The 25,754-nt window shown below is 69.4% G+C and carries 23 protein-coding genes and 1 pseudogene; 4 read left to right on the forward strand and 20 right to left on the reverse strand.

What is annotated here, in order from left to right; all coding sequences use genetic code 11:
* Window positions 1-26: 26 nt before the first annotated feature.
* Window positions 27-230: pseudogene (locus tag BKA10_RS10305) on the forward strand (tyrosine-type recombinase/integrase); the annotation flags it as partial.
* Between the two features lie 62 nt (window positions 231-292).
* Here the strand turns inward: BKA10_RS10305 and BKA10_RS10310 are convergent.
* From BKA10_RS10310 to BKA10_RS10330, 5 genes are all read right to left on the reverse strand, one after another.
* On the reverse strand, window positions 293-1,123 hold the full coding sequence (locus BKA10_RS10310) for an aquaporin (RefSeq protein ID WP_248199326.1): 831 nt from the start codon (window positions 1,121-1,123) through the stop codon (window positions 293-295).
* A gap of 64 nt (window positions 1,124-1,187) precedes the next feature.
* Window positions 1,188-1,604 carry an arsenate reductase ArsC gene (locus tag BKA10_RS10315; RefSeq protein ID WP_183499812.1) on the reverse strand — a complete coding sequence of 139 codons (417 nt, stop codon included), beginning with the start codon at window positions 1,602-1,604 and terminating at the stop codon, window positions 1,188-1,190.
* A gap of 49 nt (window positions 1,605-1,653) precedes the next feature.
* Window positions 1,654-2,556, reverse strand: coding sequence for a metalloregulator ArsR/SmtB family transcription factor (locus BKA10_RS10320; protein WP_183499813.1), 903 nt, complete (start codon window positions 2,554-2,556; stop codon window positions 1,654-1,656).
* Between the two features lie 38 nt (window positions 2,557-2,594).
* The gene (locus BKA10_RS10325; RefSeq protein ID WP_183499814.1) at window positions 2,595-3,104 is read right to left on the reverse strand and encodes a GNAT family N-acetyltransferase; all 510 of its coding nucleotides are present in this window, start codon (window positions 3,102-3,104) and stop codon (window positions 2,595-2,597) included.
* Entirely contained in the window at window positions 3,101-4,420 is a 1,320-nt protein-coding gene (locus BKA10_RS10330; RefSeq protein ID WP_183499815.1) for an FAD-dependent oxidoreductase, read from the reverse strand. Before BKA10_RS10330 ends, BKA10_RS10325 begins: the two co-directional genes overlap by 4 nt.
* 86 nt (window positions 4,421-4,506) lie before the next feature.
* Between BKA10_RS10330 and BKA10_RS10335 the strand changes: the two genes are divergently transcribed.
* Window positions 4,507-4,860 carry an ArsR/SmtB family transcription factor gene (locus BKA10_RS10335; protein ID WP_183499816.1) on the forward strand — a complete coding sequence of 118 codons (354 nt, stop codon included), beginning with the start codon at window positions 4,507-4,509 and terminating at the stop codon, window positions 4,858-4,860.
* Between the two features lie 354 nt (window positions 4,861-5,214).
* Here BKA10_RS10335 and BKA10_RS10340 read toward each other — a convergent pair whose 3' ends face one another.
* From BKA10_RS10340 to BKA10_RS10410, 15 genes are all read right to left on the reverse strand, one after another.
* On the reverse strand, window positions 5,215-6,519 hold the full coding sequence (locus BKA10_RS10340; protein WP_183499817.1) for a nucleotide disphospho-sugar-binding domain-containing protein: 1,305 nt from the start codon (window positions 6,517-6,519) through the stop codon (window positions 5,215-5,217).
* 904 nt (window positions 6,520-7,423) lie between these two features.
* On the reverse strand, window positions 7,424-8,719 hold the full coding sequence (locus BKA10_RS10345) for an NtaA/DmoA family FMN-dependent monooxygenase (RefSeq protein ID WP_183499818.1): 1,296 nt from the start codon (window positions 8,717-8,719) through the stop codon (window positions 7,424-7,426).
* A 76-nt stretch (window positions 8,720-8,795) separates the two neighbouring features.
* Entirely contained in the window at window positions 8,796-9,782 is a 987-nt protein-coding gene (locus tag BKA10_RS10350; RefSeq protein WP_183499819.1) for a LacI family DNA-binding transcriptional regulator, read from the reverse strand.
* Between the two features lie 100 nt (window positions 9,783-9,882).
* Window positions 9,883-11,163, reverse strand: a complete 1,281-nt coding sequence (locus BKA10_RS10355) for an ABC transporter substrate-binding protein (protein ID WP_241740260.1) — start codon at window positions 11,161-11,163, stop codon at window positions 9,883-9,885.
* Between the two features lie 57 nt (window positions 11,164-11,220).
* Window positions 11,221-12,042 (reverse strand): ABC transporter permease subunit, encoded by an 822-nt coding sequence (locus BKA10_RS10360; protein ID WP_183499821.1) that lies wholly within the window; start codon window positions 12,040-12,042, stop codon window positions 11,221-11,223.
* The gene (locus BKA10_RS10365; protein ID WP_183499822.1) at window positions 12,039-12,992 is read right to left on the reverse strand and encodes a carbohydrate ABC transporter permease; all 954 of its coding nucleotides are present in this window, start codon (window positions 12,990-12,992) and stop codon (window positions 12,039-12,041) included. Before BKA10_RS10365 ends, BKA10_RS10360 begins: the two co-directional genes overlap by 4 nt.
* Before the next feature lie 103 nt (window positions 12,993-13,095).
* Entirely contained in the window at window positions 13,096-14,145 is a 1,050-nt protein-coding gene (locus BKA10_RS10370; protein ID WP_183499823.1) for a D-2-hydroxyacid dehydrogenase, read from the reverse strand.
* A gap of 72 nt (window positions 14,146-14,217) precedes the next feature.
* Window positions 14,218-15,234: a Gfo/Idh/MocA family oxidoreductase gene (locus tag BKA10_RS10375; protein ID WP_183499824.1), complete on the reverse strand. Its 1,017-nt coding sequence runs from the start codon at window positions 15,232-15,234 to the stop codon at window positions 14,218-14,220.
* A 40-nt stretch (window positions 15,235-15,274) separates the two neighbouring features.
* Complete coding sequence (locus BKA10_RS10380) at window positions 15,275-16,501, reverse strand: MFS transporter (RefSeq protein WP_183499825.1); 1,227 nt, start codon at window positions 16,499-16,501, stop codon at window positions 15,275-15,277.
* On the reverse strand, window positions 16,498-17,418 hold the full coding sequence (locus BKA10_RS10385; RefSeq protein WP_183499826.1) for an AEC family transporter: 921 nt from the start codon (window positions 17,416-17,418) through the stop codon (window positions 16,498-16,500). The genes BKA10_RS10380 and BKA10_RS10385 overlap by 4 nt, the downstream gene beginning before the upstream one ends.
* Window positions 17,415-17,933: a VOC family protein gene (locus BKA10_RS10390; RefSeq protein ID WP_183499827.1), complete on the reverse strand. Its 519-nt coding sequence runs from the start codon at window positions 17,931-17,933 to the stop codon at window positions 17,415-17,417. The genes BKA10_RS10385 and BKA10_RS10390 overlap by 4 nt, the downstream gene beginning before the upstream one ends.
* Complete coding sequence (locus BKA10_RS10395; protein WP_183499828.1) at window positions 17,930-19,084, reverse strand: serine hydrolase domain-containing protein; 1,155 nt, start codon at window positions 19,082-19,084, stop codon at window positions 17,930-17,932. The genes BKA10_RS10390 and BKA10_RS10395 overlap by 4 nt, the downstream gene beginning before the upstream one ends.
* On the reverse strand, window positions 19,081-20,082 hold the full coding sequence (locus BKA10_RS10400) for a sugar phosphate isomerase/epimerase family protein (RefSeq protein ID WP_183499829.1): 1,002 nt from the start codon (window positions 20,080-20,082) through the stop codon (window positions 19,081-19,083). The genes BKA10_RS10395 and BKA10_RS10400 overlap by 4 nt, the downstream gene beginning before the upstream one ends.
* The gene (locus BKA10_RS10405; RefSeq protein ID WP_183499830.1) at window positions 20,079-21,221 is read right to left on the reverse strand and encodes a Gfo/Idh/MocA family oxidoreductase; all 1,143 of its coding nucleotides are present in this window, start codon (window positions 21,219-21,221) and stop codon (window positions 20,079-20,081) included. Before BKA10_RS10405 ends, BKA10_RS10400 begins: the two co-directional genes overlap by 4 nt.
* 137 nt (window positions 21,222-21,358) lie before the next feature.
* Window positions 21,359-22,234, reverse strand: a complete 876-nt coding sequence (locus BKA10_RS10410; protein ID WP_183499831.1) for an AraC family transcriptional regulator — start codon at window positions 22,232-22,234, stop codon at window positions 21,359-21,361.
* A gap of 85 nt (window positions 22,235-22,319) precedes the next feature.
* Between BKA10_RS10410 and BKA10_RS10415 the strand changes: the two genes are divergently transcribed.
* Together BKA10_RS10415 and BKA10_RS10420 are read left to right on the forward strand one after the other, a co-directional pair.
* The gene (locus tag BKA10_RS10415; protein ID WP_183499832.1) at window positions 22,320-22,925 is read left to right on the forward strand and encodes a VOC family protein; all 606 of its coding nucleotides are present in this window, start codon (window positions 22,320-22,322) and stop codon (window positions 22,923-22,925) included.
* Window positions 22,922-25,729, forward strand: coding sequence for an FAD-linked oxidase C-terminal domain-containing protein (locus tag BKA10_RS10420; protein ID WP_183499833.1), 2,808 nt, complete (start codon window positions 22,922-22,924; stop codon window positions 25,727-25,729). Before BKA10_RS10415 ends, BKA10_RS10420 begins: the two co-directional genes overlap by 4 nt.
* Window positions 25,730-25,754: the final 25 nt, after the last annotated feature.

A 25,754-nucleotide genomic window follows, 5' to 3' on the forward strand; every position in this document is an offset into this window, starting at 1 on the left:
AGCGGCGTGCCCAGCGCGGCGACCCGGACTGTCCCCGTGTCGCGCCACACGATCTGCGCCACTCAGCCGCATCGCTGGCTGCGAGCGCCGGAGCGAACGTGAAGACAGTCCAGCGGATGCTCGGCCATGCCAGCGCAGCGATGACCCTCGACACGTCCAGCGACCTGTTCGACGACGATCTCGACGCCGTCTCAGACATTCTCGACCGTGCCCGTTCCCGCTCGATCTGAGGGGGCGGTCTGACCGGTAGCCCTGTCAAGCACGAGAGTGTCAGCGCACACCCAACGGTCGGCTAGTTCGTGACTCGACCCTGAGCGGATACGGGTGCCACGGCCCTCCGGAACAGCGCAATGCTCAGTCCCCCGCCGATCGCGGCCCCGAGCAACTGTGCACCGATGAAGGGCAGGACGGAGGTGGGTGCGATGCCCGCGAAGGTGTCGGTGAAGATGCGCCCGACGGTGACGGCGGGATTGGCGAACGAGGTCGAGCTGGTGAACCAGTACGCCGCTCCGATGTACGAGCCGACGGCGGCGGCGATGACAGGGATGGTGCGGTTCGCTCTTGAGAGCCCGACGATGAGCAGGATGAGACCGGCGGTGGCGACGGTCTCGGCGAGGAACGTCGCGGGGGTCGCGCGGTCGGTGGTCGAGATGGCGGTCGCTGTGGCGAACATCGCGTTGGCGAGGATCGCCCCGCCGATGCCGCCGGCGAGCTGCACGACGATGTAGACGCCGAGCGCGCTGGGGATGAGTCCGGTGCGATCGCTGCGGCCGAGGGCGAAGTCGACGACGGAGACGACCGGGTTGAAATGCGCTTCGGAGACCGGCGCGAACAGCAGGATGAGCACGCCGAGGCCGAGTGCGGTGGCGATCGAGTTCTCGAGCAGCTGCAGACCGGTGTCGGTCGACAGTCGTTGTGCGGCAATGCCGGAGCCGACGACGATGGTAACGAGTAAGCCAGTGCCGAGAAACTCGGCCAGAGCGCGGCCCCAAAGCGGGGCGTGAGTGACGGGGGCGTCGACGGTCACGGGGCGGTGGCCGCGCGGGTCGGGGTACCGCTTACCGGGGTAGAAGGGGCAGGCATCGCCGCAGCCCATGGTCACGACTGCATCGGCGGCGCGCACGACATCACCGGCCAGGCGATCAGCCCGCGGGATCGCGCAAGACCATCCAGCCCGAGGGCGCTGCTCACGATCCGCCCCCGGCCGGCAGGAGCTCGGTGATGAGGGTCTCGACGCGGGCACGGATGTCGTCTCGGATGCGACGAACAGTCGCGTCGTCCTGGCCCGCCGGGTCGTCCAACTGCCAGTCCTCGTAGCGTTTGCCGGGGAAGATAGGGCAGGCGTCGCCGCAGCCCATCGTGATGACGACGTCGGACTCTTTCACCGCGGCCACGGTGAGCAGCTGCGGGGTGTTCTCGGCGATGTCGACGCCGTCTTCGGCCATCGCCGCGACGGCGACCGGGTTGATCTGGTCCTTCGGCTCAGACCCTGCCGAGAGCACCTCGATGCGGCCGCCGGCGAGCGACTGCAGGTAGCCGGCGGCCATCTGCGAGCGGCCCGCGTTGTGAACGCAGACGAACAGGACGGTGGGCTTGCTGCTCATGGACGGTCTCACCTTCTCTCCACCAAAAGCATAGACCAGGATCTATCGATCATGTGGCTGGCTGCTCGCCGGAATCGGTGAACAGTTGGGAGAGCAGCGCACGCACGCGCTGGTCGATGTCGTCGCGGATGCGGCGAACGGTGTCGAGGGGCTTGTCGACGGGGTCTTCGAGGTCCCAATCGAGATAGCGCCGCCCGGGGTAGACGGGGCACGCGTCGCCGCAGCCCATCGTGATGACCACGTCGGCGGCCCGCACCGCATCGTCGGTGAGCGGTTTGGGAAACTCGCCGCCGACCGAAACGCCGATCTCGTCCAGCGCGGCCACGATCGCGGGACGAACGGCGGTCGCCGGCGCGGATCCGGCGGTGCGGACGACGACGCGGCCGCCGGCGAGCTGACGCAGAATGCCGGCGGCGAGCTGGGACCGGCCGGCGTTCTGGACGCAAACGAACAGCACGGTGGGGATCTTGCCATGGTGGTCAGTGCGCTCGAGGTCGTCGAGCCGGGATGCCGCGAACGCGGCCGTGCGGGAGGCGAGCATGGGTGCGCCGTCGCGCGGGGCGAGGAGGTCGCGGCTGTCGGACACGTAGCGGGCGACGGTCTCACGGTTGAAGGTGCCCCGGTAGCGCGCGGCGAGGTCGTCGATCACCCGGCTCCAGTCCGGGGTCGCGGCGGTCATCGGCGCCGGGCCGAGAAGTGCGTCGACCCGCTCCCGCTGATCGGGATGGATGGAGTACCAGACCCGGCGGCCATCCCGCTCACGAACGACCATGCCCTCTGCATGGAGCGCCGCCATGTGATGACTCACCGTGGGCTGACGCAGCCCGAGCTCGTCGGCGAGCTTGCCCACGAGGGCGCGCGCCCCGGGGGCATTGTGGATGATCTGCAGGATGCGGGCCCGCGTGGGGTCGGCGACCACACTGAGTCCCGGCGTCGCCGCGTGCTGAGCCATAGACGTCAGTCTATGGCTGACGCGCCATCGCGGTCTGGTCAGATTCCGTTCACGCGACTTCGCCGCTCGACCATGATCGTGTCGCGCCATTGGCCGGCGTGCGGCCCCAGCGTGGAACGGGCGATCTGCTCCCGCCTGCCGACCACGCGAAAACCTGCCCGCTCATGCAGGCGAATACTGGCGGTGTTCTCCGGGAAGATGCTCGACTGGATCGTCCAATACCCCTCATCTTCTGCGGCGGCGATGAACCCGTCGAGCAGCAGTCGCCCGACGCCTTTGCCTCCGTGTGCGGGATGCACATAGACGGAGTGCTCGATCACGCCGCTGTAGACCTGCCGCGAGGAGACGGGTGATGCCGCAACCCATCCGAGAACCGTGCTGGAGTCATCGACGGCGACCAACCTGGCAACGTGGAGCTTCCCGGCGTCGAACTGCTCCCAGGCCGGCGTGAGGGTCTCGAATGTCGCCTCGCCACCCGCAATTCCGGCGGCGAAGATCTCCTCGACCTGTGGCCAGTCCGCCGCCGTCATCGGCCGGACCTGCGTCATGAGCAGCAGGAGCTTCCGCCGCCGAGCTCGGTGGAGCACACGCCCGTCGCGGGGAGCGTCAGCTGCACCTGCGTGGCGGAGCGCATGTCACCGTCGAGCCATGCCACGACCGAGCGAACCTGCTCGTACCCCGTGGCCAGCAGGAAGGTGGGGGCACGGCCGTAGGACTTCATGCCGACGATGAAGAATCCGGCATCCGGATGCCGGAGCTCATCGAAACCATGGGGTTCGACCGTTCCGCAGGAATGCAGGTTCGGGTCGATCAAGGGAGCCAGCCGTGTCGGCGCTTCGACGATGTCGTCCAATCCGAGACGAACTTCGCGCAGCATCGCCAGGTTCGGCCGGAAACCGGTCGCGCTGACCACCACATCGGTGTCGTGGGTGACCGCTTCGCCACGGCGGCGGCCGGCGAGGCGGGCGCCGTCCCCGTGGCGGCTCACCTGGAGGATCTCGAACGAGTCGATCTTCTGGACTTCGCGCGTGTCGACGAGCTGGTCGACGCGGGAGCCGAGCCGCGCGCGGTCAGCGAGCTCGTCGTCGCCCGAGGAAGACACCCGGACGGCAGAGGCTTTGCGGATCAGCCAGGTCACCCGCGTGGCCGGATCTGCCTTCGCGAGCTCAGCGAGGGCGATGAGCGTGTTGGCGGCAGAGTGTCCGGCGCCGACCACCGTGGTGTGCTTGCCGGCGAACCGTGCCCGGTCGACACCGAGAACGTCCGGCAGAGCATGCAGCACCAGCCCCTCGACGTCCGCTGCACCGATGGGCTCGAGCCCGGACGAGCTGAGGGGGTTCGGGGTGGCGTACGTGCCGGAGGCATCGATGACCGCTCGGCCGGTCAACTCCTCGAGCTGTCCGTCGGCGGCCTCGAGGCGGACCAAGAATGGGGCGCGCTCGCGACCGGCGGTACGGGTGCGATCCATGCCCTCGCGGGTGACAGCGACAACACGGACGCCGTAACGGATGCGAGGGCCGATGGCGTCGAGCCCGGCGAGTGGTGCCAGATACTCATCGACGAGCTCGTGCCCCGAAGGGGCGCGGCTCTCGTCGGTCGGCGCAGCCCAGCCGGCCTCCTCCAGCAGCCGCCGCGAGGCGGGGTCGAGCAGGTGACGCCACGGCGAGAACAAGCGGGTGTGTCCCCAGAGGCGGATGGAAGCCGCGGGTTCGGTTCCCGCCTCCAGCACGGTGAAGTCGATGCCCCGTTCGACGAGGTTGGCCGCGGCGGCAAGTCCGATCGGGCCCGCACCGATGATGATCACCGGCAGCGTCGCGAGTCGGTCGCTGACTACGGCGCGAGGAGTCAAGTCGAGCAGGGTCATCAAAGCCTCCGGTGAATATCGATGAACGTCGATGACTAGTATCGCTCGCTCTATCGACAACTGTCAATATCTATTATGATCGATATATGATCAGCACCCTCGAGGTCACGGACGTTAGTGCGACAAGCGGGGTGTGCTGTGCGTCGCTGGTGACGGAGCCGATTGAGCAGGCGCACGCCGAGCACCTCGCGGCGACGTTGAAAGCACTTGCCGATCCGGCCCGACTGCGATTGCTGTCCCTCGTCGCGTCCTCCGCCGACCAAGAGGCATGTGTCTGCGACCTGATCGAACCCGTCGGGCTGTCACAGCCCACCGTGTCGCACCACTTGAAGGTGCTCACCGAGGCAGGATTCCTGTCGCGGTCCAAGCGAGGAACGTGGGCCTACTACCGGTTGCGACCAGAGGCTCTCACCGGTGTCGCCGACTTCCTCACCGTCTGAACGTACGAGCCCGCCTCATGTGTTGGCAGGCGCACGCACCCACCAACACCTGCCAGCACTGCCGCGCCGTAGCTCGAGATCGAGATCCCACCACCTACGGTGGGCACCTTGCTCACGGTGAGTGACCTCGCGAGAGCGCCACTGAGGGGCCACACCGTACGTGACACCGGCCCGACACCCGCATTCCCGCTATAGACCCTCTCGCCCGCGTCCGCTTCGATCTGAAGCGTCTGCGGCTTCATCGACCCAGATGCCCACGAGGCGCCCCGATCCGCGCGACGCCCAGATGGGGATGCTGATGAGTGACTGTTCTCGCGGTGCTGCTGAGTCGAACCGAATGCTTCGCAGGCCGTGTCAGTCGCCGGGTCCAGGGGTTGAACCGTACCCGGGTTGAGCGAGTTGCTCGAGTAGCTCGGCTGCCCGGGCGGCTCCGCCGAGCGACCGCAGTTGCACGCCGACGCGTGTTGCGGCGTCCCGGTATGACGGGTCTGTCGTGACGGTGTCGAGTCCGGCCGCGACCTGAGCCGTGGTGGGCGTGCCGGTCTTGAGGTTGACTGCTGCTCCGGTCCACGCGACGCGGGAGGCGATCTCAGGTTTGTCGAGGTCGCCTCCGGCGATCACGAGGGGGATGTCGTGGGCGAGCATCGCGAGCGTCCCACCCCACCCTCCGTTCGTCACGGCTACATCCACCCGAGGAAGGAGTTCGCTGTACGGCAGGAACCCGGCGACCCGCGTGTTGACGGGGACGGGGAACCCCAGGCCATCTTCTCCGGGGACGCCCGTCGTCACCACCACGAGAAGATCGTCACGGTCGGCCAATGCCGCGAGCGTGGGAACGATGAGGTCGGTCGGATCGATGTTCTGTGTCCCCTGCGTGACATGCACGACCCGTCGACCGTCCAGGTCACTCCTCCACCACGCCGGCAGCGCCAGCGACGCCGTCCGCGGCGTCCGGAGCTCGCCCACGAACTGGAGGAAGTCGGGCCTGTCGGTGCGCTCGAAGTCCAGCAGGGGGGATCCGCTCGCGACAATTAGCTGTCGTGAGAAGGTGATCTGCTCCATCGTCAGCCCACGCGGAGGGAGGCCGATGGATTTCTCGGATCTCGCGATCGCCTTCGCAAGCGATCGGGCGAGGAGCGGCGCAATCGCGCGGAGGGTGGCATCCCTCGCCTTGGTGAACGGGTTCGTGCCGGGCCACAAGCCCAGTCCGGAGGGCGGGCCCTGTGTTCCGGCGAGATTGAGCGGGATGATCGAGATCGTCGCCCATGGGCCGCCGTTCTGCGCGGCGTACAGCGCAACGCCGATCGAGACGTCGTCGCCGGCGATCGCATCCCACGGTTCCCTGACCCACTCGTCCCGAAGATCTTCCACCTGCGCGGAAGAGGTGTTGATGAAGACATCTTCGACGTTGATGAGCAGCTGACCAAGACCCTTCTTGCCCAGAAGCCGTGGGAACGTCGCGGCGAGGTCATTCTCATCGAAGTCGGGAGCGTGATGCCACGGCACGAGCCGGGCACCCGACGACTCCACAGGCCCGCGAAACGCCGCGCCCGAATAGATCCGCACGTCATGTCCACGGGCGACGAGCGCAGCCGCAACCGCGCGAATGGGGTTGATGTGCCCCGTGAACGGCATTGCCGAGAGCAGGAAGCGGGCCATGCGACCCAGAATGCCCTGCGGACCACGATCCCGCGACCGAGAGTCGACACAGTGTCAGCGCACACGACTCCCGGACGCGGCCGGCGTTTGATCGAGCAGCGTCCACGCGCATCCGAACAGTTCCGTGCACTGCTTGCAAAGGGATCCCGTCGACCAAGCCGGCGCTCGCGATGGACCCGCTTCCGCGCCATGCACGGATAGGGATCCGCCCGCGCACAGCTACCCGGCTTCCGTACCCGCTCCGCCTGGAGAATTTCCGGCACCTACCGTGGGCGAACTACCCACGGTAAGTCGGGACGCAAAGCGGCGACCGGGCGCACGAGATCCCCGAGATTCCGCGCGTCTCGCGGTTCGTCAGCACCCCGCCGACGCCTCGCGCCTGCGGTTATGGGAAAGAATGGGAACGAGAAGGTCCTCGAAGTGTTCCCACTCCCTTTCCCAGCGCAGATCAGCCCCACAAAAAGCAGGTCTGATCTGGTGAAACGTTGGCGGCAACGGTGGGATTTGAACCCTTACGGGACCGCATCACAGGGACTGCATGGAGTCACAGAACCCCATGAAATCAAGCATCCGAGATCTCAAACGCTGCATCGGATCTCATCCGATTCACCTCGATTGTTCCCGCAGACGTTCCCTCCCCGCCGACGCCTCTCTTCGTTCGTCGCCCATCTCGGGCCTGATGCTTTCGCACGGTGTCGAGACCGTCCTCCGAATGCTCGCGCCGCCGCTATGAGTGCGGCCTCGGCGACATTGCACGCTCCGAGCGACCCAGTCCTCGAACTGAGCGGCGGCACCTTCGGCCTCGTCTCTCACATCGACAGCCCCGCGCGCTCGATACCCGTGCGCTCATCAAACGGTGGATGAAGCAAAGTGCGGGACGCCGGCATCAACGCGGAGGAGTTGCTCAGGCAATACCGAGGGTGTCGCGGAGCGTGGTGCCTGGGTACTCGGTGCGGAAGATCCCTCGCCGCTGAAGTTCGGGCACGAGCTCCCGGCAGATGCGCGTGACGCCCTCGGGCATATATGGCGGGATGATGGTGAACCCGTCGCAGGCTGCGTTTCGGAACCAGTGCTCCATCTCGTCGGCGATCGTCGAGGCCGAGCCGATCAGGAACTGGTGCCCGGTCGCCTTCGCGCGGGTGCGCACCATCTCACGCAGGGTTGGGCGCTCCTCGACGATGATCCGGTGGATGTTCGGGTAGCGGCTCGCGTGGAGGTTCTTGCTCGACTCCGCCTCCTCAAGGGTGAGCAGACGTTCGACGGGAATGGGCGCGTCAGGATCGAGGTCGTCCAGCGGCACATCGAGCAGCAGCAGGCTGAGGTAGGCGATCCCGTCCTCGAGCTCGTAAAGTTCGGCGATCTCGTTCGCGATTTCCTGCGCCTCCGCATCCGTCGATCCGACGATCGGCACGACACCGGGAAGGATCCGCAACGCGGAGCCGTCCCGGCCGAACGTGTCCGCCCGGGCGCGCATGTCGGCCGCGAAACCGACGGCCTCGTCGAACTCGTTCTTCGCGGTGAAGATCACCTCGGCGTTGCGGGCGCCGTAGTCCACGCCCTCGGGCGACTGGCCGGCCTGCACGATCACGGGCCGCCCCTGCGGCGAGCGCGGCACCGTCATCGGACCGGCGACGCGGAAGTACGGACCGACGTGGTCGGCCGGGTGCATTTTCGACGTGTCCGCCCACACGTTCGCCTCACGGTCGACGAGCACGGCGTCGGGCTCCCAGCCGTCCCACAGCGCGACGGCTGCGTCGAGCCAGTCCTGCGCGATCCGGTAGCGCTCGGCCTTGGCCGGGAGCTCGCGCGAGAAGTTCTCCTCGCCCTCCGTCGAGGTCACGATGTTGACCGCCGCCCGGCCGCGGGAGAGGAAGTCGATCTGTGTCAGCATCCGCGCCACGTTGTACGGCTCGGAGAAGGTGGTCGACACGGTGGCGACGAGTCCGATGTGCTCGGTCACCGCCGACAGCGCCCCGAGGGTCGTCAGCGGCTCGATCTGGATGAGGTCCGTGCCGTCGCGGCGGAGCTTGTCTGCCAGGAAGATCGCGTCGAAGCGCGCCGCCTCGACCTCGCGCGCGACCCCCGCGATGTAGTCGAGCGTCATGACGTCCTCGGCACGGCTGCTGGGGCGCCGCCAGCTGTAGTTGAGGCGGCCGAACGGGCTGTAGAAGAGGACCAGGCTCATCGTGTCGCGGGTCATGTGACCAGCTTCACGCACCTCGCGCGGGCGGTCTTGAGCGGACGCGACCGCGACTGGCCATCCCGCGCCACAGCGCTCAGGCGGAATCGCGCACGATCAGCCGCAGCAGATCGAGCGACTCGACCGACACCGGGTCGGACTCGAGCGCCTCGCCGTCGACGACCCGCATCACGCGGTCGACGATCAGCTCGGTATACGCGTCGACGTTGATCTCCACGGTCGTCACGTTCATGCGGGCAATCGGGATGTTGTCGACGCCGATCACGGCGATGTCGTGGCCCGGGCGGAGCCCGCGGGACTGCATCGCCGACATCAGCATGAGCGCCATCTCGTCGTTGTGCGCGCAGATCGCCGTGACGGCGGAGTCGCCGCCGAGCCAGTCGTCCAGCGCGCGATTGGCGCCGTCCACGTCGCCCGGCACGAGCGAGTGCCGCCGGAGGGGAGGGAGGGAGAGTCCGGCGGTCGCCTGCACCGCGCCGGCGTAGCGCTCCTGCGCCACGAGCGCCACGCGCGGATTGTCCACGGCCGCGTAGCCAATGTGACGGTGCCCGCGGGAGTGCAGGTACTCGATCTGGATCGCACCGGCGCGCTCGTGCGGGAAGATCCCGTGCACACCCAGCAGCCGCACCGGGGAGTGCTCGGGGAGGGTCGGAGGCGTGAGGCCTCCCATCGACACCACGAGGTCCGGCGAGATCATGCCCCACAGTTCGGAGATCGAGTGCTGGTCCTCTTCGAACCGGTGGACGACGAGCACGAACCCGCGGGCGGCGAGCGCGCGGTCGAGCTCTTCGATGAGGCGGTCGGCCACGTAGCCGATCGTGTAGTCGCGCACCAGCGCGAGGACGACGTTGCTGCGACCGGTGCGCAGCGAACGTGCCGGCCCGTTCGGGATGTGGCCGAGCCGGTGCGCCGTCTCGAGCACGAGATCGCGGGTCGCCTGCGAGATCGCGCGGCCCGGGACGTCGTTCAGGACGTAGCTGACGGTGGCGCGCGACACGCCCGACGCCTTCGCCACGTCGGCCGTGGTGACGCGTTTGACCGGCGTGGTCTCTGCTGCCGTCATGCTTCCTCCTAGATAGATTCTGGCCCAGCCTGCCCGCTCCGTGCAGGAGCGACCAGCGGGGGCGAAGACGTCGTCTCCACCCCCGCTGTCGGCGGACGGGTCAGCGTGTGTACTCGGAGTCCATTCCCTCGAGCGCCTCCTCAGCGGTGGTGTCACCGGTGAGCATGCCCTGGAGGCCGGAGAACATCGCCTGCTCGATGCGGGCGTTGGGCCAGTACTGGTTCAGGAAGTGCACGGTGCGCTCCTGCTCGATGTAGTCCGTGATGAGCGTCAGTGCGTCGGGACCCGGGTCGATGTCGGGGTTCTGCAGCGCCGCCACGGGGCCCTTCATCGCCTGAACGTAGGCTTGGGCGCCCTCGGTCGATCCCAGGAAGTCGACGAACTCCAGCGCCATCTCCTTGTTCTTCGCGTTGGTGTTCACTCCCGCACCGCCCGAGCTGGCGGCCGCGAGGATGCCGGTCTCGGCGTCGTCCCCGCCCGAGAACGGCGCGAAGGTGATCTGGTCGTCGCCGACCAGGGTGCGCAGGGCCGACAGCTGCAGCGCGCTGGGCATGGTGCCGATCGCCGAGCCGTCGGCGACCATCGCCAGCATGCCGTCATTGTTGACACCGGTCGCGTCGGAGTTGAAGCATCCGGCGTCGATCATCTGCTGGTACTTGTCGAACGCCTCGACGTACCCGGGCTCCTCGGAGAAGCTGGTGTCGCCGGCGGCGATCTGCTCGTCGAAGTCGGGGTTCTCGCCGTACACCGTGGTCGGCGCGATCGAGTAGAGCGCGTTCTGCACGTTGTTCAGGGTCGCGCCGCCGACGGCGTACGCCACCTTGCCGGCATCGATGGCCGCCTCGCAGAACGGGATGACATCGGGCCAGGCTCCCGGCGGGGTCAGACCGGTCTCGTCGAGGGTGGACTGGTTGTACATCGCGCCGAACGCGTTGACCAGGTTGCCCATGAGATAGACGTCGCCGTCGTAGCTGAGCTGGTCCTCGATGAACTGGGGGTAGTCGTCGGCCCACTCGCGGTCGGTCAGCGGCTCGAGGAATCCGCCCGGCGCGATCTGCAGCAGCGCGCCGGGGTTGCCGTCGGCCGGCCAGATGTACATGACGTCGGCGGCACTGCCCGCGGCGAGCTGCGTGCGCAGCGTGGCCTGGTACTGCTCGGTGTCGGCGATCGTGACCACGATCTCGGCGTCCGGGTTCTGCTCCTTGTAGGCCGCCACGACGGCGTCGATGCCGGCCTTCTCCGAGCCCTTCCACGAGATCGTGAGGAGGTTGCTTCCCGCACCGGATACGCCGAGGTCGCTCGATCCGCTGCAACCAGCGAGAACGAGGGCGGCCGCGGCACCGGCCGCAAGGACGGCAGGCATTCTCTTCGAGAGCTTCATCACTGTCGATTACCTTTCATTGCTGTGTGGCGTCCGGGGTTCCGGACGTCCTCGCGCTCAGCCTTTGACGCCGCTGGCCAGCCCCTTGATGAGCGACTTCTGGAGGAAGAAGAATGCGATCAGCACCGGGATCACGCCGATGATGAGCGCGGAGAAGATCACGCCCCACTGGGAGGTGAACTCGCCGACGAAGCTGTAGACAGCGACCGGCACCGTGCGGTTGTTCGTCCCGCTGAGGTAGAGCAGCGGCTGGAGGAAGTCGTTCCAGATGAACAGTCCGTTGAGGATCACGACCGTGCCCGTGACCGGACGCAGCAGCGGGAAGACGACCCGGGTGAACGCCTGGAACCGGTTGGCTCCGTCGATCGAGGCTGCCTCCTCGTAGTCGAGCGGGATCTGCCGCAGGAACTGCACGTAGAGGAACAGCGAGAACGGGACGCGCAGGCCGACGTAGATGATGATGAGCGGCAGGACGCCGCCGAGCAGTCCGAGCTGGCGCATCGTCGAGTACAGCGGGATCAGTCCGAGCTGGAAGGGCAGCAGCAGGCCGATCATGAAAAACGTGAACGCCGCCGCCGACCACCGCGCCGTGATGCGGGCGAGCGGATAGGCCGCGAGCGACGAGATCGCCACGATCAGCAGGACGCTGACGACGGTGACCAGGATGCTGTTGACGATCGCCATCCCGAGGCCGGACGCGTTCCATGCCTCGACGAAGTTGGCGAAGGTGGGGTCTTGGGTGGGCGCGATCGGTGACGACGCGTCCGAGGCCGGGCGGATGGCGATGTTGATCAGGATGTAGATCGGGAACAGGAAGATGAGCCCGGCGATCAGCATCCCGACTTCGCCGGTGCCGGTACGCCACGTGTAGCGGTTCACGCGTTCTTCCCCGATCGGTTGAGCAGGCGGTACTGCACGATGGCCAGCGCGGCGACGAAGAGCGACAGCACCACGGCGATCGCCGCGCTGTAACTGAACTCGCCGTACTGGAAGGCGTTGCGGTAGACGAGCGTCGACAGCGTCTCGGTCGACTGCGCCGGTCCGCCCTGGGTGGTGACCCAGATCTGGTCGAAGGCCATGAGGCCCCGGATCAGCGCGAGCATCAGGTTCACCGTGATGGCCGGCGCGAGCAGCGGGCGGACGACGTACCAGAAGCGCTTAAAGGCTCCTGCCCCGTCGAGCGCGGCCGCCTCGAGCTGCTCCTGGGGAACTCCTTGGAGCCCGGCGAGGTAGATCACCATCGCGTAGCCCGAGAACTGCCAGATCATGATGACCGAGATCGCGCCGAGGGCGAGGTCGGGGTCGCCGAGCCAGTTCTGCGCGAGCTCCCCGAGTCCGATCGCCTCGAGCACCTGATTGATCGGTCCGCTCGGCGTGTAGATGAACTGCCACAGGAAGGCGACGACGACCGACAGCACGACGACCGGCGCGAAGAACACGAGACGGAGGGCGTTGCGGCTCTTGATCCGCGTGTTGAGCGCGAGGGCGAGCGCGAGTCCGATCACGTTCTCGAAGATCGTGACGACGACCGCGAGCGTGAGCGTGTTGACGACGGCGCCGACGGCTGCCTTGTCATTGATCAGCCGGACGTAGTTGTCGAAGCCGACCCAGCTCCAGTCGGGGTTCAGCCCGTTCCAGTCCGTGAAGGAGAACGTGATGCCCTGTACGGAGGGGATGATCACGACGAAGAGGTACGGGATCAGGGCCGGGAGGGCGAACAACCAGATCGTGTTGAAGCGGCGCCCGCGGCGCTGCGCGTTCGCCGAGCCGGCCTCGTCGTAGACGACGCCGTCATGCTCGGTGCGTGGCGCATGAGCGGTGGTGGTCATGGGATTCTCCGGTGATTCCTTGTCCTGGCTATCCACTGTGCGCCCCTGCCTGCGATGGGTGTTGACGTGTGGGGACGCCGTATTGCGCGTGGGGGACGCGTGGTCAGTAGAACTCGACGGTGTTGACGACGTTCCGCAGCGGGAGCCCGTCCAGAAGCCGTGTCGCGTTCTCGGCGAAGAGCTCCGCGATGAGGCGATCCTCTTCGACCGTGATCGCTGCGCCGTGCGGGCTGATGATGACATTGTCCATCGCCCACAGGGGGCTTGTCTGCGGCAACGGCTCCACCTCGAACACATCCAGTGCGGCGAATCCGATCGTGCCGTCGACGAGCGCATCCACGAGCGCGGACTCGTCGACTGTGGAGCCCCGTCCGACGTTCACCAACGTGACGCCGGGCTTCATCGCCGCGAACGCCGCGCGGTCGAACATGTGCTGCGTCAGGTCGGTCCCGGGGAGGGCGAGGACGACGGCGTCGACCGTGCCGAGCACCTCGGCGAGGCGGTCGAGCGTCACGACTTCCGATGCGCCCGGGACCTCGACGATGCGGCGGTGGACGCCGATCACGGTGGCGCCGACCGCGGCGAGCTTCGCCGTCACCGCGCGCCCGATGCTGCCGAGGCCGACGACGGCGATCCGCTGGCGGCTCACCCAGCCGAGCGTCCAGCGCAGCTCCCACTCGTGGCGGCGCTGAGCGCGCTGAAGCCGGTCGAGGTCCTTCGCGCCGGCGAAGACGCCGAGGAGCGCGAACTCCGCGAGCGGGTCCGCGTGGACCCCCGCCGAGGTGGTGAACACGACTCGCTGGAGGACCTCGGGGGACAGCTCCGCCTCTTTGACGTGGGCGCCGCCGCCTGCCCGTGACGTGTGGACCCAGCGCAGCCCGGGGTTGGCCTCGGCGGTCCGCCGGAGCGCGGCAGCACTCTCGTCGGGCAGGCCGTACAGCGCGTCGGCGCTGTCGACGATCGCCTCGAAGGCCGCCTGCTGCGCGGCGGTGCGGACGAAGGCGGGATCGCCCCCGTGGTCGCCGGGGTACCGCGACGGGGGCATGAGGGACTGGTCGCGCACGACCTCGACCCGCGGTTCGATCGTTTCAATGAGCTCGCAGAGCTCTTCGCTGAGAACCGTGGCGGCGGCGACCCGGAGTTGTTTCGACATCGTTTCAAGCCTAAGTACCCGATCCGGACCCGGCTTGCGCTTGTCCGCCAAGCGAAGCGACGTCCGCGCCAGTCAGAACTGCCCGAGGGCTTCCTCGACGATCTCGAGCTGGCGGATGGAGGTCACGAGCGGATGCCGCGGCGACTCGAGCAGACCGTCGGCGACGTGGGCGGCCATCCACGCCGCCTGCCGTGCGAGCGCCGCGTGCCCTTCCAGGCCGGTCGTATCGCGGAACGTGCCGATCAGTTCCCCGTCGCGCCCGTACCAGCCGAGCGGCGCGGGCATCGGAAAACGCCCCTCTACCCGGAGGCTCCCCTCGGTGCCCGCGATGATCGCATGGCTCGGCGTGAACGAAGCCAGGGATGCGCCGACCGTCGCCAGCCCTCCCCCCGCGAGCCTCAGCACGGTCGTGGACTGCGCATCGACGCCGGTCGGTGCGCGCACGCCGGACGCCGTGATGCCGATCGGGTCGCCGCCGAAATGCAGGGCGTGGAAGACGGCGTAGATTCCCATGTCGAGCAGCGCACCGCCGCCCAGCGCAGGATCGAAGAGCCGGTCGCGAGGGTCGAAGGCGAAGCGTCGGCCGATCTCAGCCCCCACCGACACGACCTCTCCGATCGCGCCGGACGCGATGAGCTGGTCGGCGACGTCGACCCACGGGTGGAACCGGGTCCACATCGCTTCCATCGCGAAGACCCCTGCTGCGCGCGCGGCAGCGACGATCTCCCTCGCGTCGGCCACCGAGGCCGCGAGCGGCTTCTCGATGAGCACGGGAACTCCCGCGTCGAGCGCGATGCGGGCCAGCGGCAGGTGGTGCGTGTGCGGCGCGGCGATGTACGCGGCATCCACCTCCCCTCGCGCGACGGCCTGTTCGTACGAGGCGAAGGCGTACGGGATGCCGAACTCGGCCGCGAAGGCCGTCGAGCGCTCGCGCGACCGTGAACCGACCGCCACGATCGTGTGATCCGTGTGGGTGAGGACCGCGCGTGCGAACGATCGGGCGATGCGCCCGGGGGCGAGGATCGCCCAGTTCAGGCGCGGCCCGCCGGTCAGGACGGGGAGGGCGGGTTCTGGCCAGGTCTCGTGCACAGGCCGAGCGTGGCTCGTCGGGCGTTCGGGCGGTTGACCGTCACCGCCGTCCGCTGGGACGTCGGTGCCATTCATCCTCGAGCATGCGATGGCGACGCAGCACGAGCAGCGCCGCGAGCGGGGCGACGAGCCCCACGAGCAGGATCACCAGCGGGATCGTCCAGCCGCCGACGGCGGCGTGCACGGAGCCCACGAGCGGCGGCCCCGCCGCGCCGAGCGCGAATCCGACACCCTGCACGAACGCGCTCAGCGCCACCGTGCCGCGGGCGGTGCGCGTGCGCACCCCGAGGAGGACGAGCACCATCTGCATCATGAACGGCCCGAGGCCCAGCAGCGCGACCCACACGGCCGTGCCGGTCTCGGGCGCGAGCAGCAGGCCGAGATAGCCTGCGGCGAAGCACGCGATCCCTGTCGCCGTGAGCGGGATCTGCCACCGCCGCCGACCGGCGACCAGGACGATGACGATGTTCATAGGCACGCCCATCAGCGCGAAGAGGGCGATGAGCCCTCCCGACGCGCCGAGCGGCACGCCGGCGAGATCGCGCAGCATGCTCGGGAGCCAGATGAAGAGCGTGTAGATCGCGAACGCCCCGTAGCCGAACACGGTCGCCAGCGCCCATGCCAGCGGCGAGTGCCAGACGCGCCCCAGGACGCCCGGCTCCGGTTCCACCTCCTCGAGTCCGGCCGGATCGTCCGCCGAGACCCCGCGGGCCAGCAGCAGCCACGGGAGGACGGCCGCGGCGCAGAGAGCGGCCCAGGTGGCCAGCGACACGCGCCAGCCGAAGGCATCCGCCATCCCCGCCGACATCGCCGCGGCGGCGCCCGTCGCGATCGAGAAGACGAACCCGACGACCGCGGTGAGCACGCTGATGCGCGACGGGAAATAGCGCTTGATGATCGCGGGCAGCAGCACATTGCCGATCCCGACCGCGCCCAGGGTGAGGGCAGTGGCCGCGAGGAGGGTCGCCGCGTCCACGGCGAGTCCGCGCAGCACGTGCCCGACGCCCGTGAGCAGGAGCACGACGATCACCGAGCGCTCGAGCCCGATCCCCCGTGCGAGGAACGGCGCGGCGAACCCGAACACCGCGAAGCAGACGGAGGGCGCGGCACCGATCACGCCGAGTGCACCCTCGTCGACGGGGAAGTCCGCCGCGATCGCGTCCAGCAGCGGCGGGATGGTCGGGATGGCCGTGCGCAGGTTGAGGGCGAACACGACGATGCAGCAGAACGCGAGCGCCGGCGGCCACGGCCGCGCCGCCGGCCTCATGCCATCACCAACGCGAGCACGACCATCACCGGCGCGCAGCCGAGCGTGGTGATCAGCACCGTGTCCCGCGCGAGCGTCACGGCCACCCCGTAGCGGGCGGTGTAGCTGAACACCATCTGCCCCGTGGGCAGCGCCGCGACCAGCACCGCCGCGAACAGGTCGGTGCCCGACATCCCGAATCCCCAGGCCGCCACCGCGTAAGCGATCGCCGGCATCACGACGCACTTGATCGCGGACGCCGTCAGCACCTGCGGGACGGGCGAGCCGGCTCCGAGCGGTCGCGCACCGCGCAGCGAGGCGCCGAAGGCGAGGAGCACGAGTGGGATAGCCGTCGCGGCCACCATGTCCAACGGCGCCATGAGCATCTCGGGGATGCTCCACCCCAGCGCCGCGACGGTGAGTCCCGCGGCCGACGCGAGCACGATCGGGTTGGTCACGAACGCCACGAGGATGCGCCGCAGGGAGGGCGTGCCGCCGGATGCCGCGATCAGCGCAGTCAGGAACGCCGGCGTCACGAGCACCGTCTGCATCAGCAGCACGATCGCGGCATAGTGCACGTCTCCGAGCACGAAGAGCGTCAGCGGCAGGCCGATGTTGTTGTTGTTCGCGAACCCCGACGAGGTCATCCCGACGACGGTGCGCCCGAAACCGTCGCGGAAGGCGAGCGCGCTGACCGCGGCGTAGGTCAGCGCCGCCCCGGCGAACGCCGCCACCGCGCCGAGCATGTGCGGCGACGCGAGGTCGGCGAGGTCGGCACGCGACATCACCGTGAAGAGCAGCGCGGGGGTGGCGGCCGAGAACGCGACGCGGTTGAGCACGCCGGGTCCGTCGCCCGAGAGGACTCCGGTGCGTCGCAGCATCCACCCCAGCGCGATGATCGAGCCGACGACGGCGAGCCCCGTCAGGACGCCGCTCACCTCACGGGCTCGGGCGGCCCCCACAGGCTGTTGCGGCCCGTCGCCGGGTCGACCCACAGGGCGCTGCCGTTGTCGGCGACAGTGGGTCCGGGCAGACGCGACACGTACTCCAGGCGGATGCCGTCGAGGGCCTGCTTCTCGGTGAACCAGAGCAGGATGCGGCCCTCGCCGTCGAAGGCGACGCCGTCGTGCCGGATCCCCTGGGCGGCGAGCTCGCCCATCCTGCCGAGGCAGTCCGCGGTGCCGGGGAACCCGAAGTGATGGATGCCGAGCTCGCTCGGTCCGTGGGTGCCGGCGCCGGTGACCTCCATAAGCTCGATGCGCGGCGGTCCTTCCTTCGAGAAGGAGATGCGGGCGTCGTGGAAGTGCTCCGGACCGGTGTGGTCGGCGTAGCGATCGGTGCGGTAGCGCGCGATCGGGCTGAACGTGTAGCCCGTGGCCGCGCTCCAGCGCTCGATCGCCTCCTCGAGGTTCGGGACGAGAATGCCGATGTGCTCGATGAGCGGTGCGGTCACGACAGGGCCTTTCCGTTGTGCACGAGTGCGTGTCGAATGGTGGCGAGGAGCGTGTCGAATCCGACACCCGCGCCCATGAGCGGGGGAAACATGTCCGTCACGTAGCCGACCGAGATCCCCCACTCGGGATCGGCGAACACGACAGAGCCCCCGGCGCCCTCGTGTCCGAAGGAGCGAGGCCCGAGGAGCGGAAGCTGCGGGAAGGGCAGCTGCACCCCGGATCCGAAGGAGATCGGAATGCCGAGCACCCGGTCGAACCCGATGGCCCGCGGGCTCGTCAGCTCGGCGAGCGCGTCGGTGTCGAGGAGCCGGACGCCCTCGACGGGGCCGAGAGTCGCCGCGAAGATGCGGGCGAGGGAGCGTGCGTCGGAGATCGCCCCGACGGCGGGGAATCCCGCGGTGCGGAACAGCGGGTCGTTGTACACGTCCCGCGTGCGCGCGATCCGGCCGATCTGTCCCGGCGGGATGACCGCCGCGTCGGCGGTGCGCACGACGCGGTCGGTGACGGCGGTGCGCGGTCGCAGGACGGGCCGCACCCGATCGGCGACCGCGTCGGAGATGCCGAACCAGGTGTCGGCGCCGAGCGGGGCCGTGATCTCGTCGCGGATGTGCTCCGCGATCCCGCGACCGGTAGCGCGACGGACGACGCCGTCGATGAGGGTGCCGTACGTGAACGCGTGGTACCCGTGAGCGGTGCCGGGCTGCCAGTACGGCTCCTGCGCGGCGACCGCCGCGTCCTCCGCGCCGGCCGCGAGTGCCTCGAGGGTGAAGGTCGGGTCGACGGCCGGGATCCCGGACTGATGTGCCAGCACCATCCGTGTCGTGAGCCCGACCGTCGACGACTTGCGGAACTCCGGCCAGCAATCGCCGACCGGCGCATCCAGATCGAGTCGCCCGTCGGCGTGCAGTCGCACGACCTGGACGGCCGCGATCGCCTTCGACACCGAGAACACCGACTGCACGGAGTCCTCGGCGTACCCGCCGGAGACGAGATCCACGACTGGTCGGCCGTCGCGGTATATCGCGAGGGCGGCGCCGCCCCCGCCCTGGGCCGCGACGACGCGCGCGAGGATGTCGCGCAACTCGTCGAAGGGCGCGTCGGCGGTGCCGGACGAGCTCACGTGCCAGGGGGCGGGGACGGCGTAGGTCATCCGCGGACTCCGACCGGCTCGAGCTCGCGACGGAAGTACTCGAGCCCCTGCGACAGCTCGCCAACCGGATCGAACGAGTTGTCGATCTCCTCGATCGCCCAGCCGCTCCAGCCGTGCTCGCGGAGGATGGACATCCATTCCCTCCAGTCGACCATGCCGGTGCCGAGGATGCGGAAGTACGTGAGCATCACGTCGTGGCGGGCTTTGGCGTCACCGCGGAGGGTGTGACCGCCGAGCGGTCCGATGCAGTCCTTCCAGTGCATGGTCGGGATCCGGTCGATGTGCCGGCGGAGCACTTCGACGGCGTCGCCGCCGTCGAGCGTGATGTGTCCCGCATCGGGGCAGAGCTGGACGGTGTCGGGGTCGGTGAGCGAGAGCACCGTGGCGATGTCGTCGTTGCGCGAGCAGATCGAGTACGCGTCGGTGTGGATCGCCATCTTGACGCCGAACGTGCGCGTAATCGCGCCGAGCCGGTTCATGTGCTCCGCGTACTGCTCGTGCACCTCACGGGCCACGGGCGCGGTGAAGTCCTCCGGAGTCGCGGAGTCGTCGGGGTCGCCGAGTCCGAACCGGGATCGCGGGACGTTGCCGAACGTGATGGTGTCCGCGCCGAGCTCGACGAGGAACTCGCAGTGTCGCCGGATGTAATCGTCGGCGCGCGGGATCAGCAAGGCGTCGCGCATGGCCTCCCCGACGTAGACGCGCCCGGGTCCGTAGCTCGACGTGAGCACCAGGCCCCGCTCGTCGAGCGCCCGGCGGAAGGCGGCGGCCGAGCCGTACGCGCGCAGCGCACCCTCGAAGCCACCGGGATCGGGCGCGAGTTCGAGTCCCTTGAGGCCCGCATCCCGCACGCCGTCGAGCATCCCGTCGAAGTAGCGCCGCGGGTCGGAGAGCACCTCGGCGTTCCACTCGGCGTGGCGCATCTTCGGCGTCAGCCCCCACCACGCGCTCTCGAAGAACGTGATGATGTTCGCTCCGAAGCGGATGTCGTCGGTCATGACCGCTCCGACCGGGGCACGTCGACCCATTCACCGGTGATCGCCGACTCGGCGACCGCGTCCATCACCTGCTGGATGTGGAGCGCATGGGCGAAGTCCGGGCGCTCGACGTCGTCGCCGTGGACGATCGCGCGGATGAACTTCTGGAACTGGATGGCGGAGATCTCGACGTAGCCGGTGCCGAGGCCCGCCAGGCGCCACCAGCCGTCGGGGTGCTCGGTGTTCGTGTGCACCGTGCGGAACCCGCGGTGATCGGTGGCCTCGTCGACATACGAGACGCGGAACTCCTCGCGGCTGTTCCAGTCGAACTCGACCGCGCCGCGTGAGGCGTCCAGCTCGAAGAAGAGCCGGTTCTTGCGGCCCGAGGAGTAGGAGCTCGCGGCGAACGTGCCGATGGCACCCGAGGCGAACTGGCAGATCCACACACCGCCGTCGTCGATGAGGTCGTCGTCGATGCGCTCGGCGTCGTCGCGCCATCCGGTCTCGGCGCCGGCGCCCTTGGAGCGCAGCAGGGCGTTGACCCGCACGATGTCGCCGAGCAGGTACTCGGCGGCGTCGACAACGTGGGATCCGATGTCGCCGGATGCCCCGGATCCGCCGGTCGCCTTGCGCGCCCGCCAGCGGTTCGGGTCGGTGTTGTAGAACCCGGTCTCCTGGAGATACGTGCCGCGGAACTGCAGGGGGACGCCGAGCTTCCCCTCGTCGAGCAGACGACGGGTGAACGCGATCGCCGGCGTGTGCCGGTAGTTGAAGCCCACCTGGGTGACGACGCCGGCGGCGCGTGCGGCCTCGACCATCCGCTCGGCCTCGGTCGAGATGTTGGTGATCGGCTTCTCGCAGAAGACGTGCTTCCCGGCGGCGAGGGCCGCGAGGGCGATCTCCTCGTGCAGCTGCGGCGGGGTGCAGATGTCGATGATGTCGATGTCGTCTCGTGCGACGACCTCGCGCCAGTCCGTCGCCCATTCGGCCCAGCCGAGGCGCGCCGCGGCGCTCTGCGCGACCGCGGCGTCGTTGTCGACGAGGACCGCACGGCGCACGGTGGCCCCGAGGTCCGCGCCGAGCGGTCCGACCGCGTAGGCGAGGCTGTGCGCCTGTCCCATGAAGCCGCCGCCGATGATGGCGACATTCAGTTCTCTCACTGTCGTTTCTCCGTTTTCTTGCTCGCAGCTCTCACTGTCGCCGGTTCTGGGCGGCCGCTCTTGCCCGGACCGGTCCGCGACTTGCGCGGGCGCGCCGACATCGGCCGGGCATCCCGTGCGGCGCCACTCACGAGGACTCAGGCGGAGCGAGCGCGCTGCCCGGCCGCGACGGACTCGTCGCGCTCGGCGACGGCGCGAGCGCGGTACGCCCTCGGCGAGGCGCCGTAGGTGCTCTTGAAGAGCCGGCTGAAGTGCGCGGCATCCCACAGTCCCCATCGCGAGCCGACGGCACTGACCGGGATATGGAGCGCCGCGAGATCGGCGAGCTCGATCCGGCAGTGCTCGAGCCGGCGGGAGCGGACCCAGCCGCGCACCGTGATGCCCTCGGCCTCGAACATGCGGTGCAGCGTGCGCGTGGACACGTTGGCATGCGCGGCGACGACGTCGGGACCGAGGTCGAGGTCGGCGAGATGCTCCTCGATGAAGTCCTTCGCGAGTTGCATGAGGCGGCCGCGGCCGTGCGGGTCTGCGGTCGCGCCCGCGTCGGAGCAGAGCAGCGCCATCATGCCGACGACGTGGTGCGCGAGCTGCCCGGGGTTGGTGGGGACGTACTCGCGCGACTGGCTGGCCAGCCCGTTCAGGAGGTGGGCGACGATGCTCGCGGTCCCGTCGGAGGTCGACCAGACGGTGGCATCGGCATCCTTCATCCGTCCCGCCTGCGGGCCGAGCGATGCGGCGGGAACCAGGATCGCCAGAACCGACGCGTCCTCCAGGGCCCGGATCTCGACCGGCGCGCTGTTGCCGAGCACCGTGAAGTCGCCGTCGCCGAGGTCGAGCTGCAGCCGGCCCCGCACCTGCGCCGGCCCCGTGCGGGCGAACAGGGCGAGATATGGCCAGCGGTCCGATTCCGTCGCGTCCACGCGGTATGTGCTGCCGCCGGGGATGTGCACGATCCGGAGCTCGTCGATCGAGCGATTCTCCACCGTCGCGGGTCGTTCTGCCGTGAGCGTCATCGCTCCTACCTCCTCGTAGTCCCGAAGCCGTGGTTACACGTGTAATGTCGGGTTTACTCGTGTACGTTACACGTGTCACTCAAGGATGACAAGTAACGGCGAGGTCACGATCCAGGCCGGTCCGAGGCACGTCATCCGCAGGCAAGCGCCCGTCGCGCCGACGCAACTGCGTGTGCCCGCGGCGACCTACCGTGACCATGTGCACACGATCGATCACATCGGCATCCTGGTTCCCGACCTCGAGGCGGCCATCGCCCGATGGGGCGTCGTCCTGCAGTGCGATTTCAGCCCGATCGGCCGCTACCGGTCCGCGCACTACGTCGATTCGGCGGACGGCATCCCCCACCTCCACGACGCCCGCTTCAGCGTCTCGCGGTCGCGCGCGCCGTACATCGAGCTGCTCGAGGCCGTGGGAGAGGGCAGCCACGCCCCCTCGCGTCTCGGAGTGCACCATTTCGCCATCCGGGTGCCGCGCGCCGACGTGGAGGCCGAGCGTCAGGGACTCGGCCTGATCGCGCACTCGCGCGAACCCGACGGCCGCATGCACATCTGCTTCACCGACCCGGCGGCGCTCGACGGGGTGTCGCTCGAGTTCGTCTCGGACTTCCCCGGTCCGATCCTCTCCGATGACGGCAGCCCCGCCTGGCGTGATCCCGGGACCGGCCAAGCGTCGCTGTGGGGTCCTGCGTGAGCGCGCAGACCATCGAGCTCCTCCCCGTCCACGACCTCGTCGGCGAGCTGCGCGGCGCGATCGAGGGGGAGGTATCGGATGCCGCGGGCCGCCGCGCGCTGTACACCACGGATGCCTCCAACTACCGGATCGTGCCCGCGGCGGTCGTCGCTCCGCGGACGACGGCGGATCTGCTCGCCGCCACCGAGATCGCCCGGCGGCACGGCATCCCCCTCACCCTCCGCGGCGCCGGCACGTCGATCGCGGGCAACGCGATCGGCCCGGGAGTGGTCGTCGACACCTCGGTGCACCTGAACCGGATCCTCGACATCGACCCCGCCGCGCGGACGGCCCGCGTCGAGCCCGGCGTCATCATCTCGTCGCTAAACCGGGCCGCCTCGCCGCACGGACTCCGGTTCGGTCCCGACCCGTCGACCCACATGCGGGCGACGATCGGCGGGGTGCTGGGCAACAACGCGTGCGGTGCGCACGGCCTCGCGTACGGCCGGGCGGCGGACAACGTGATCGAGCTCGACGTCGTCGACGGACTCGGGCGCCGGTTCACGGCCGGCGACGGCCTCGACCCCGTGCCGGGACTCGCAAACCTCGTGAGCGCCAACCTCGCCGTCCTGCGCACCGAGTTCGGTACCTTCGGCCGCCAGGTCAGCGGATACTCGCTCGAGCACCTCCTCCCCGAGAACGGAGCCGGTCTCGCCCGCGCGCTCGTGGGCACCGAGGGCACGGTCGTGACCATGCTGGAGGCGACGGTGAAGCTCGTGCCGGCGGCCCCGGCCCCCGCGCTCGTCGTGCTCGGTTACGCCGACATGGCATCGGCGGCCGACGCCGTCCCCGCCCTCCTGCCGTTCCGGCCGCTCGCGATCGAGGGCCTCGACGCCCGGCTGGTCGAGGTCATCCGCCGCCATCGCGGGGCCGGTGCGGTCCCCGACCTCCCCGCGGGCAACGGCTGGCTCCTGGTCGAAGCGGGAGGAGCGGATGCCGCAGAGGCTCTGGAGAACGCCCGCGCGATCGCCGCCGCCGGCGGGACGAGCGCCGTGCGCATCGTGCCAGCCGGCACCGAGGCATCCGCTCTCTGGCGCATTCGCGAGGACGGCGCCGGTCTGGCGGGTCGCACGCCCCAGGGCCGGCAGGCCTGGCCCGGATGGGAGGATGCCGCAGTCCCGCCCGCGCGGCTGGGTGCCTACCTGCGCGAGTTCGAGACGCTCATGCGCACGCACGGGGTCGAGGGGCTGCCGTACGGGCACTTCGGCGACGGCTGCATCCACGTCCGTCTCGACATCCCGCTGGAGGCGGACGGCACGGCGCTGCGCAGCTTCATGCACGACGCCGCCGAGCTCGTCGTGCGGCACGGCGGTTCGCTGTCCGGCGAGCACGGCGACGGTCGCGCGCGCAGCGAGCTGCTCGCGCTCATGTACTCGTCCGAAGCCCTCGAGCTCCAGGCGCGATTCAAGGCCCTCTTCGACCCCGACGCGCTACTCAACCCCGGAGTGATCGTCGACCCGGCGCCGCTCGATGCCGGCCTGCGGCGGCCGGCCGCACGCCCGCTCCCCGCCGCGGGCGGCTTCTCGTTCGCCCACGACGGCGGAGACTTCACGCGGGCTGTGCACCGCTGCGTCGGCGTCGGGAAGTGCCGAGCCGACACGGGCGGGTTCATGTGCCCGTCGTTCCAGGCGTCGAAGGACGAGAACGATGTGACCCGTGGGCGCGCCCGCATGCTCCAGGAGATGGCCAACGGCTCCCTGATCGCAGGCGGCTGGGACTCGGCTGAGGTGCACGACGCGCTCGACCTGTGCCTCAGCTGCAAGGCCTGCTCCCGCGACTGCCCGGCGGGCGTCGACATGGCGCAGTACAAGTCGGAGGTCCTGTACCGCAGCTTCCGTGGACGCCTGCGCCCGGTGTCGCACTACGTGCTCGGGTGGCTGCCGCGGTGGGCGAAGGTGGCGGGCATCGCGCCCCGCCTTGTGAACGCGGTGGCAGGCATCGGTCCGCTCCGTCGCCTCGGGATGCGTCTGGGAGGGATGGACCCGCGACGAGGGATGCCGGCGTTCGCGGCCACGCCGTACCGGTCCCGCAAGCGCCGGTCGCCGCACCGGCCCGCCGCGGGAACGCCGGTCGTGCTGTGGGTCGACAGCTTCAGCGACTCCTTCCATCCCGACGCCGTCGCCGCCACGATCGCCGTGCTCGAGGACGCCGGATACTCGGTGCGCATCCCCGACGAGGACCTCTGCTGCGGCCTGACGTGGATCAGCACCGGACAGCTCGACGGAGCGCGCCGCCGGCTGGCGAAGCTGCTCGACGCACTCGGGCCCTTCGCCGCTGCGGGCACGCCGATCGTCGGGATCGAGCCGTCGTGCACGGCCGTGCTGCGCGGCGATCTGGTCGATCTGTTCCCCGACGACGCCCGGGCGAGCGCGGTCGCGGGCGCGACGCGCACCCTGGCCGAGGCGCTCGAGGCGGCCGCGTGGCAGCCGCCGCGGCGTGACGGCCTCGAGGTGGTCGTGCAGCCCCACTGCCACCAGTACTCGGTGATGGGATTCCAGGCCGATCGCGAACTCCTCGCGCAGGCGGGCGTGCGCGTCACGGAACTCGCGGGATGCTGCGGCCTCGCGGGCAACTTCGGTATGGAGCTGGGGCACTACGAGACCTCCGTCAAGGTCGCCGACCACGCTCTCCTCCCGGCCATCGCGCAGATGGGAGAGGATGCCATCCTCCTCGCGGACGGATTCTCGTGCCGGACGCAGGCGAGCCAGCTCGCCGGGGCATCGGCAGTCACCCTCGCCGAACTGCTCGACCCTCGCCGCGCGTGACGCGGGGAACGGGTGCGCCGTTCCG

It is taken from the genome of Microbacterium invictum, assembly GCF_014197265.1.
In the GTDB taxonomy this organism is placed as follows: domain Bacteria; phylum Actinomycetota; class Actinomycetes; order Actinomycetales; family Microbacteriaceae; genus Microbacterium; species Microbacterium invictum.

Excerpts from the sequence above, each read along its gene's own strand:
- BKA10_RS10395 (WP_183499828.1), bottom strand. The coding sequence starts at position 19,084 with ATGACCTACGCCGTCCCCGCCCCCTGGCACGTGAGCTCGTCCGGCACC.
- BKA10_RS10315 (WP_183499812.1), bottom strand. The coding sequence starts at position 1,604 with ATGAGCAGCAAGCCCACCGTCCTGTTCGTCTGCGTTCACAACGCGGGC.
- BKA10_RS10380 (WP_183499825.1), bottom strand. The coding sequence starts at position 16,501 with ATGAGGCCGGCGGCGCGGCCGTGGCCGCCGGCGCTCGCGTTCTGCTGC.
- BKA10_RS10365 (WP_183499822.1), bottom strand. The coding sequence starts at position 12,992 with ATGACCACCACCGCTCATGCGCCACGCACCGAGCATGACGGCGTCGTC.
- BKA10_RS10350 (WP_183499819.1), bottom strand. The coding sequence starts at position 9,782 with ATGACGGCAGCAGAGACCACGCCGGTCAAACGCGTCACCACGGCCGAC.
- BKA10_RS10325 (WP_183499814.1), bottom strand. The coding sequence starts at position 3,104 with ATGACGCAGGTCCGGCCGATGACGGCGGCGGACTGGCCACAGGTCGAG.
- BKA10_RS10400 (WP_183499829.1), bottom strand. The coding sequence starts at position 20,082 with ATGACCGACGACATCCGCTTCGGAGCGAACATCATCACGTTCTTCGAG.
- BKA10_RS10410 (WP_183499831.1), bottom strand. The coding sequence starts at position 22,234 with ATGACGCTCACGGCAGAACGACCCGCGACGGTGGAGAATCGCTCGATC.
- BKA10_RS10415 (WP_183499832.1), top strand. The coding sequence starts at position 22,320 with ATGACAAGTAACGGCGAGGTCACGATCCAGGCCGGTCCGAGGCACGTC.
- BKA10_RS10370 (WP_183499823.1), bottom strand. The coding sequence starts at position 14,145 with ATGTCGAAACAACTCCGGGTCGCCGCCGCCACGGTTCTCAGCGAAGAG.
- BKA10_RS10355 (WP_241740260.1), bottom strand. The coding sequence starts at position 11,163 with ATGAAGCTCTCGAAGAGAATGCCTGCCGTCCTTGCGGCCGGTGCCGCG.
- BKA10_RS10330 (WP_183499815.1), bottom strand. The coding sequence starts at position 4,420 with ATGACCCTGCTCGACTTGACTCCTCGCGCCGTAGTCAGCGACCGACTC.
- BKA10_RS10320 (WP_183499813.1), bottom strand. The coding sequence starts at position 2,556 with ATGGCTCAGCACGCGGCGACGCCGGGACTCAGTGTGGTCGCCGACCCC.
- BKA10_RS10340 (WP_183499817.1), bottom strand. The coding sequence starts at position 6,519 with ATGGCCCGCTTCCTGCTCTCGGCAATGCCGTTCACGGGGCACATCAAC.
- BKA10_RS10345 (WP_183499818.1), bottom strand. The coding sequence starts at position 8,719 with ATGACCCGCGACACGATGAGCCTGGTCCTCTTCTACAGCCCGTTCGGC.
- BKA10_RS10335 (WP_183499816.1), top strand. The coding sequence starts at position 4,507 with ATGATCAGCACCCTCGAGGTCACGGACGTTAGTGCGACAAGCGGGGTG.